The sequence below is a fragment of the Mesorhizobium sp. M7A.F.Ca.CA.001.08.2.1 genome (assembly GCF_003998455.1).
GTDB classification, from domain to species: Bacteria; Pseudomonadota; Alphaproteobacteria; order Rhizobiales; family Rhizobiaceae; genus Mesorhizobium; species Mesorhizobium ciceri.
This window is the reverse complement of the sequence record NZ_RZPW01000352.1, coordinates 1-6,197: the sequence shown is the minus strand read 5'-3', so window position 1 is coordinate 6,197 and position 6,197 is coordinate 1. Positions and strand designations below refer to the sequence as shown.

At 64.4% G+C, this 6,197-nt stretch carries 7 protein-coding genes and 1 pseudogene; 4 read left to right on the top strand and 4 right to left on the bottom strand.

Going from position 1 to position 6,197, the window contains the following annotated elements; genetic code table 11:
- The 3 genes and pseudogenes from EN914_RS20320 to EN914_RS20310 form a co-directional block, all read right to left on the bottom strand.
- Positions 1-282, bottom strand: a pseudogene (locus EN914_RS20320) (phosphatidylserine/phosphatidylglycerophosphate/cardiolipin synthase family protein); the annotation flags it as partial.
- On the bottom strand, positions 279-722 hold the full coding sequence (locus EN914_RS20315; protein WP_024502888.1) for a hypothetical protein: 444 nt from the start codon (positions 720-722) through the stop codon (positions 279-281). The gene EN914_RS20315 and the pseudogene EN914_RS20320, both read right to left, overlap by 4 nt.
- A 216-nt stretch (positions 723-938) precedes the next feature.
- Positions 939-1,820 (bottom strand): LysR family transcriptional regulator, encoded by an 882-nt coding sequence (locus EN914_RS20310; protein WP_024502889.1) that lies wholly within the window; start codon positions 1,818-1,820, stop codon positions 939-941.
- 218 nt (positions 1,821-2,038) lie between these two features.
- Between EN914_RS20310 and EN914_RS20305 the strand changes: the two genes are divergently transcribed.
- Positions 2,039-3,535, top strand: coding sequence for a CoA-acylating methylmalonate-semialdehyde dehydrogenase (locus tag EN914_RS20305; protein WP_013529086.1), 1,497 nt, complete (start codon positions 2,039-2,041; stop codon positions 3,533-3,535).
- A gap of 217 nt (positions 3,536-3,752) precedes the next feature.
- Positions 3,753-4,052 (top strand): hypothetical protein, encoded by a 300-nt coding sequence (locus EN914_RS20300; RefSeq protein ID WP_024502890.1) that lies wholly within the window; start codon positions 3,753-3,755, stop codon positions 4,050-4,052.
- Positions 4,053-4,104: 52 nt separating this feature from the next.
- Here EN914_RS20300 and EN914_RS20295 read toward each other — a convergent pair whose 3' ends face one another.
- Complete coding sequence (locus tag EN914_RS20295) at positions 4,105-4,797, bottom strand: GntR family transcriptional regulator (RefSeq protein ID WP_050580451.1); 693 nt, start codon at positions 4,795-4,797, stop codon at positions 4,105-4,107.
- Positions 4,798-4,866: 69 nt separating this feature from the next.
- Here EN914_RS20295 and EN914_RS20290 point away from each other — a divergent pair, with 69 nt between their 5' ends.
- Positions 4,867-5,760: a dihydrodipicolinate synthase family protein gene (locus EN914_RS20290; RefSeq protein ID WP_024502892.1), complete on the top strand. Its 894-nt coding sequence runs from the start codon at positions 4,867-4,869 to the stop codon at positions 5,758-5,760.
- A 148-nt stretch (positions 5,761-5,908) separates the two neighbouring features.
- Positions 5,909-6,197: FAD-dependent oxidoreductase (locus EN914_RS20285; RefSeq protein WP_127389223.1), on the top strand; the 289-nt coding region annotated here is incomplete at its 3' end.

The following is a 6,197-nucleotide window of genomic DNA, read 5'->3' as shown; positions in this document are numbered from 1 at the left end:
GCGGTCGTGGCCGAAAGGGCCGGTGCCGTTGGCGCGGTCCATGGCGCCAAGCTGATGGCGGGCGAGCAGCGCCAGGAAGCGTTTTTCGTAGTCGCTGGTGCCGGCGTCGCCGAAAAACTGCGCGGCGACGATCCGTGGCCCAGCTGTCTCCGCGGAGAGCGCGGGTCGCGCGCAAGCGCTCTGGCCTTGCAGGAGATCGCAGGCATTGCGACCAGTGCCGGCACAGCCGGCAAGGACAGCCAGCCCGAACAGAACGACGGCGATGAATGCGCGACCCTTCACCCGGCAGCTCCGGTCTTCAGGGCACTCAATTGCGCCGGATCGCGCGGCGGCATGAAACCCTGCGGGAAGACCTTGCAGACGGGGATGGCAAAGGTGGCGATCAGCAGTTCGGCCTCGCCGCGCATCTTGCGCGGCGTTGCGTTGTCGTCACGGATCGCTTTCGCCGAGGCGACCAGGGCGCCGTCGCAGTCGCAATGGTTGTGGCGGGCGATGTAACAGGCGTCATGCGTCTGGCAGGCCGCGTCGAGGCGGTCGACCGGCCGGGCCGACAGATCGCCGGTGCGGGTGCCGGGGCCGCAATAATTGCCGAAGACGAAAGGCGAAGGCCGCGCCATGGCGTAGCGGATCGGTTTGGGCAGTTCGGCCTCCGGAACCTTCGTCCACGGATTGGCGCAAGCGGAAATGAAAAGCAGCGGCAGGATGGCAAGAACGGCTCGCATGTCTATCCGCGCCAGCTTTCTGAAAGGTTCCCCACCCGGCGACCTGCCCGTGGCCGGCGACCGCACGCCTGATGCCACACTGGCCGGTTTTGTGGCAAGGAAAAGGCGGCACGGCCAAAGCGTATCGCGTTTGATCGGATTCATGCGATGCGCTTTAGCGTCTTAGTTTATGCATGTCGTTCGCCCAAAACCGAGATCAGTTTTGGGCGACATGCCTCAGACGAACAGGTTCCGCTCCCGCTCCACCATCTTGGTGATGAAGCTGGCGACGATCTGGACGCGGCGCAGTGGCCTGACCGATTCGTGATAGACCAGCCAGTAGGCGCGGCGGATGGGTGCCACGACATCGACCGGCACGAGTTCCGGCATCGAGCGGGCGACGAAGGTGTGCAGGATGCCGATGCCGGCGCCCGAGCGCACTGCTTCGGCCTGGCCGAGCGCCGAGGAGATGGCGAAACTGGTGCGCCAGTCCGCGCTGAATTCGGCCGCGTAGTCGAGCGAAGGGCTGACAATGAGATCCGGCACATAGCCGATAAGGGTGTGCTGGCCGAGTTCGGCCGCTGTTTTGGGCAGACCATTGGCATCGACATAAGCGCGCGAGGCAAACAGGCCGAGCGAATAGTCGACCAGCTTTCCCGCCACCAGCCGGCCTTCGGTCGGCCGCTCGACAGTGATGGCGATGTCCGCCTCGCGGCGCGACAGGGAGAAGGAGCGCGGCACCGGCACAAGCTGGATCGTCAGTTCGCGGTGCAGGGCGGTCAGCACGCCAAGGCGATTGGCCAGGAAGGCGACGCCAAAGCCGTCCGGGGCGCCGATGCGCACCGTGCCGGAAACATCGTCGCCTTCGCCTGATATGGTCGAGCGCGCGGCGATCATGTCGCCCTCCATGCGCTCGGCAATGTCGAGGAAGCGCTCGCCGGCGGGAGTCAGCTCGCTGCCGGTGGTCAGCCGGCGAAACAGCTTTGTCCGCAGCGCATCCTCGAGTGCGGCGATGCGGCGTGAGACGGTGGCGTGGTTGAGCTCCAGCCGTTTGGCGGCGCCAAGGATCTGGCCGGCACGCGCCACGGCAAGGAAGATGCGGACGTCATCCCAGTTCATGGGGATGGTCCAGATGACAATCGCTGACGCCGCGTCCTGTGGTGGGAACTCAATCTCTCAATCCCTGCTGCTATCAGACGGGGTCTCCGCATTTGCGAGAATTGATGCTCGTCCGTCAACCGCTATCTACTTTCCGCACAACGGTTGCGTTCTCCGTCGCGTTGCCATCCGCCGGCCAAAGGCGGACAATGCAGCATCACAAATAAGGGAGAGAAATCATGATCGACTATGGTCATTTCATCGGCGGCAAGCACGTCGCCGGGACCAGCGGCCGCAAGCAGGATGTCATGCAGCCGATGGATGGCTCCGTGCGCGGCACGGTGGCGCTGGCATCACAGGCGGAACTGCGCGCTGCGGTGGAGAACGCCAAGGCTGCGCAGCCGAAATGGGCCGCAACCAACCCGCAGCGTCGCGTGCGCGTGCTGATGAAGTTTCTCGAACTGGTCGCCCGCGACTATGACGAACTGGCCGACATCCTGGCGCGCGAGCATGGCAAGACGATCGCCGACGCCAAGGGCGACATCCAGCGCGGCCTCGAAGTGGTCGAAGTCTGCATCGGCGCGCCGCACATGATGAAGGGTGAATTCACCGACGGCGCCGGCCCCGGCATCGACGTCTATTCGATGCGCCAGCCGCTCGGCGTCGTCGCCGGCATCACGCCGTTCAACTTCCCGGCAATGATCCCGCTGTGGAAGATCGCGCCGGCCATCGCCTGCGGCAACGCCTTCATCCTGAAGCCGTCGGAGCGCGATCCGGGCGTGCCGATGCGCATCGCCGAACTGTTCCTCGAAGCTGGCCTGCCAGCGGGCATCCTCAATGTTGTCAATGGCGACAAGGACGTGGTCGACGCCATCCTCGACGATCCCGACATCAAGGCCATCGGCTTTGTCGGCTCGACGCCGATCGCCCACTACATCTATTCGCGCGGCACGGCCGCCGGCAAGCGCGTGCAGTGCTTCGGCGGCGCCAAGAACCACATGATCATCATGCCCGATGCCGACATGGACCAGACGGTCGACGCGCTGATCGGCGCCGGCTACGGCTCGGCCGGCGAACGCTGCATGGCGATCTCGGTTGCCGTCCCGGTCGGCAACGACACCGCCAACCGGCTGATGGAAAAGCTGATCCCGCGCGTCGAAAGCCTGAAGGTCGGTCCTTCGACCGACTCTTCCGCCGATTTCGGCCCGCTGGTGACGCGCCAAGCCCTGGAGCGGGTCAAGGGCTATGTCGACACCGGCGTCAAGGAAGGCGCCAAGCTGGTCGTCGACGGCCGCGGCTTCTCCATGCAGGGCTATGAAGACGGCTACTATATGGGCGGCTGCCTGTTCGACAACGTCACCGCGGACATGCGCATCTACAAGGAAGAGATCTTTGGGCCGGTGCTGTCGGTTGTGCGCGCGCCGACCTATGAGAGCGCGATCAAGCTCGCCAACGACCATGAGATGGGCAATGGCGTCGCCATCTTCACTCGTGACGGCGATGCCGCGCGCGATTTCGCAAGCCGTGTCCAGGTCGGCATGGTCGGCATCAATGTGCCGATCCCGGTGCCGATCGCCTACTACACCTTCGGCGGTTGGAAGGCGTCTTCCTTCGGCGACCTCAACCAGCACGGCCCGGACGCGTTCCGTTTCTACACCAAGACCAAGACGGTGACCTCGCGCTGGCCGTCCGGGATCAAGGACGGTGCCGAATTCGTCATCCCGACGATGAACTGACCGGACAACAGATTGATTTTGAATTTGAGGCCCGGGCGCTCGCGCCCGGGCTTTTTTGCAGGTCGGCGACGACCCTATCTGCGTGAACGCTAATGTGATGGAACCAAGTGGGCATCTGCCGTCTTGGTTTGCAGTCCTGCCGCAAGGAGGTACGGCAGATCAAGCAACGGCGCTGGCGACAGCTTCGGGGACATCGTCTGGCGCAAGGAGGTGTCAGATGACCCGTCTTGTGGCAACGCTATTTTTCGCGGCGGTTTCCGCGTTTGCCGCCGTCCCGGCGATGGCGGAGCAATGCGCAGCCCGTGCGGATATGATCAAAGCGCTCGGGGAAAAATTCCACGAAAGCGAGGCTGCGCGCGGCCTGGTCAACCCGAGCGTCATTCTTGAGATATTCGTCTCCGACCAGGGCACCTGGACGATCCTTGCCACCGACACGCATGGTCAGAGCTGCGTCATCACGGCGGGCGAAGGCTGGGACGGTTCGTTGATGGCGGCGGCTGCCTTGCCAGGGACGTGATCCGAGCTTCGAGGAAGCACCGGCGACGAAAGCGCATCGGATTAAAAGACGCTCAGCGCGTCGCCGCCGTTTCGGCGTGGCCGCGCAGCAGCGCCATCAGGCGTTTGGCATCCTTGGCCGCGGCCTCCTCGTCGCCGGCAAGGATCGAGCGGATCAGCGCGACATGGTGCTCGGCGGATTCGGCAAGACCGGTCTCGGCCTTGTAGCGGAACCAGAAGCGGCGGCTGTGGGTCTGCAACGGGGCGGCCAAACGGGCGGCGAAGGGATTGTCGGCAGCCAGTGCCAACGCTTCGTCAAGTGCCTTGTCGGCCTGAATGAAGGCAAGCACGTTGCCCGAGATCACCGCTTTCTGCATGGCAAGCGCTGCTTCGTGAAACAGGTCGGCGGCCTCGCGGGTGACGAAGCGGGCGGCCGAGCGGGCCAGCACCACCTCGACGCCGCGACGCGCGTCGAGCACGCGCAGCCAGTCGCCGGGATGCAGCGGGGCGATGGCGATGCCGGCGCGCGGCCTGATGTCGAGCAGCGCTTCCCAGGCCAGCCGCTGGATCGCCTCGCGCACCGGTGTCCTGCCAAGCCCGAGCCTGTCGATCAGGGCGCCCTCGGTGACGAAGCTTGCCGGGGCCAGTTCGAGCGTGACGATCATGTGCTCGAGCACATGGTAGGCCCTAGTCGCGGCCGGCTCCGCCGAGGTGCTTGCTGCCGTGGATATCAAATGCGCTCTCCTGATATATCTTGAATATATCATAACGGATTCCGCATTGACAGCGGGTTTGTTAATAGATATACCAGTGATATATCAGATGGAGAGATGATCATGTGGACCGGAGTTTTTCCTGCCGTCACGACCAAATTCACCGCGGATGATCGCCTCGATCATGCCGAGATGGAGCGCTGCTTCAACCTGCAGATGGAAGCTGGCTGCGACGGCATCATCGTTTGCGGATCGCTCGGCGAGGGGCCGATGCTGTCGCCCGATGAGAAGATCGAGGTGCTGAAGACCGCACAAAAGGTCGCCGGCAAGAAGCCGGTGCTGCTGACGGTCAACGAGGCCGGCACACGCGAGGCGGCCAGCATCGCCAAGCGCGCGAGCCGGGAAGGCGCCAACGGCCTGATGGTCGTGCCGAGCCCGATCTACCACACCAATGCGGAAGAGACGGTCGCGGCGCTGCGCGCGGTCGCGCAGGCTGGCGACCTGCCGGTCATGATCTACTCCAACCGGCTTGCCTACCGCGTCGACGTCAGCGTCGACCAGATGGAGGAGCTGGCGTCGGACGAGCGCTTTGTCGCGATCAAGGAATCCTCCGACGACATCCGTCGTTCGACCGAGATCATCAATCGCCTGGGCACTCGCTACGACCTGTTCACCGGCGTCGACAATCTGGCCTTCGAGGCGCTGTCGGTCGGCGCCATCGGTTGGGTGGCCGGACTGGTCACCGCGTTCCCGCGCGAGACGGTCGCCATCTACCAGCTGATGAAGCAGGGTCGCCGCGAAGAGGCGCTCGGCATCTACCGCTGGTTCCGGCCGCTGCTCGACCTCGACGTCTCGACCTATCTGGTCCAAAACATCAAGCTTGCCGAAGTGTTCGCGATCAACACAAATGACCGCGTTCGCATGCCGCGACAGCCGCTGTCTGGCGATCGCCGCAAGTCCGTCGAGAAGATCGTCAAGGATGCGCTCGCGGTGCGGCCGACACTGCCGCAGTTCTGAGGCTTCTTTTTCCTGTTCGCAGGGAGAAGATGGTGGCAGCCAGATAAGGGGCAGCGCCCACGTGCAAGGAAATTCCAGGTCGACAGAAGCGGGGCGCAGCCCCTCATCCGCCCTTCGGGCGCCTTCTCCCCGTGAACGGGGAGAAGGGTTGGACATAGCCATCGTCGGTGGCGGCATCATCGGTATCTGTGCCGCTGCTTCTCTCGCTGAGGCGGGACGCAGGGTCACCGTCTTCGATCGCACAGGCATTTGCGAGGAGACGAGCTCGGGCAATGCCGCCGCCTTCGCCTTCTCCGACGTGCTGCCGCTGGCGCACAAGGGCATGATGCGGCAGCTGCCGAAATGGCTGGCCGATCCGCTCGGCCCGCTCAGCATCCCGCCCGCCTACCTGCCGACGCTTCTGCCCTGGCTGATCCGCTTCTGGCGCGCCGGTGCGC

Excerpts from the sequence above, each read along its gene's own strand:
- EN914_RS20295 (WP_050580451.1), bottom strand. The coding sequence starts at position 4,797 with ATGATATATTCAAGATATATCAGGAGAGCGCATTTGATATCCACGGCA.
- EN914_RS20310 (WP_024502889.1), bottom strand. The coding sequence starts at position 1,820 with ATGAACTGGGATGACGTCCGCATCTTCCTTGCCGTGGCGCGTGCCGGC.
- EN914_RS20300 (WP_024502890.1), top strand. The coding sequence starts at position 3,753 with ATGACCCGTCTTGTGGCAACGCTATTTTTCGCGGCGGTTTCCGCGTTT.
- EN914_RS20315 (WP_024502888.1), bottom strand. The coding sequence starts at position 722 with ATGCGAGCCGTTCTTGCCATCCTGCCGCTGCTTTTCATTTCCGCTTGC.
- EN914_RS20305 (WP_013529086.1), top strand. The coding sequence starts at position 2,039 with ATGATCGACTATGGTCATTTCATCGGCGGCAAGCACGTCGCCGGGACC.
- EN914_RS20290 (WP_024502892.1), top strand. The coding sequence starts at position 4,867 with ATGTGGACCGGAGTTTTTCCTGCCGTCACGACCAAATTCACCGCGGAT.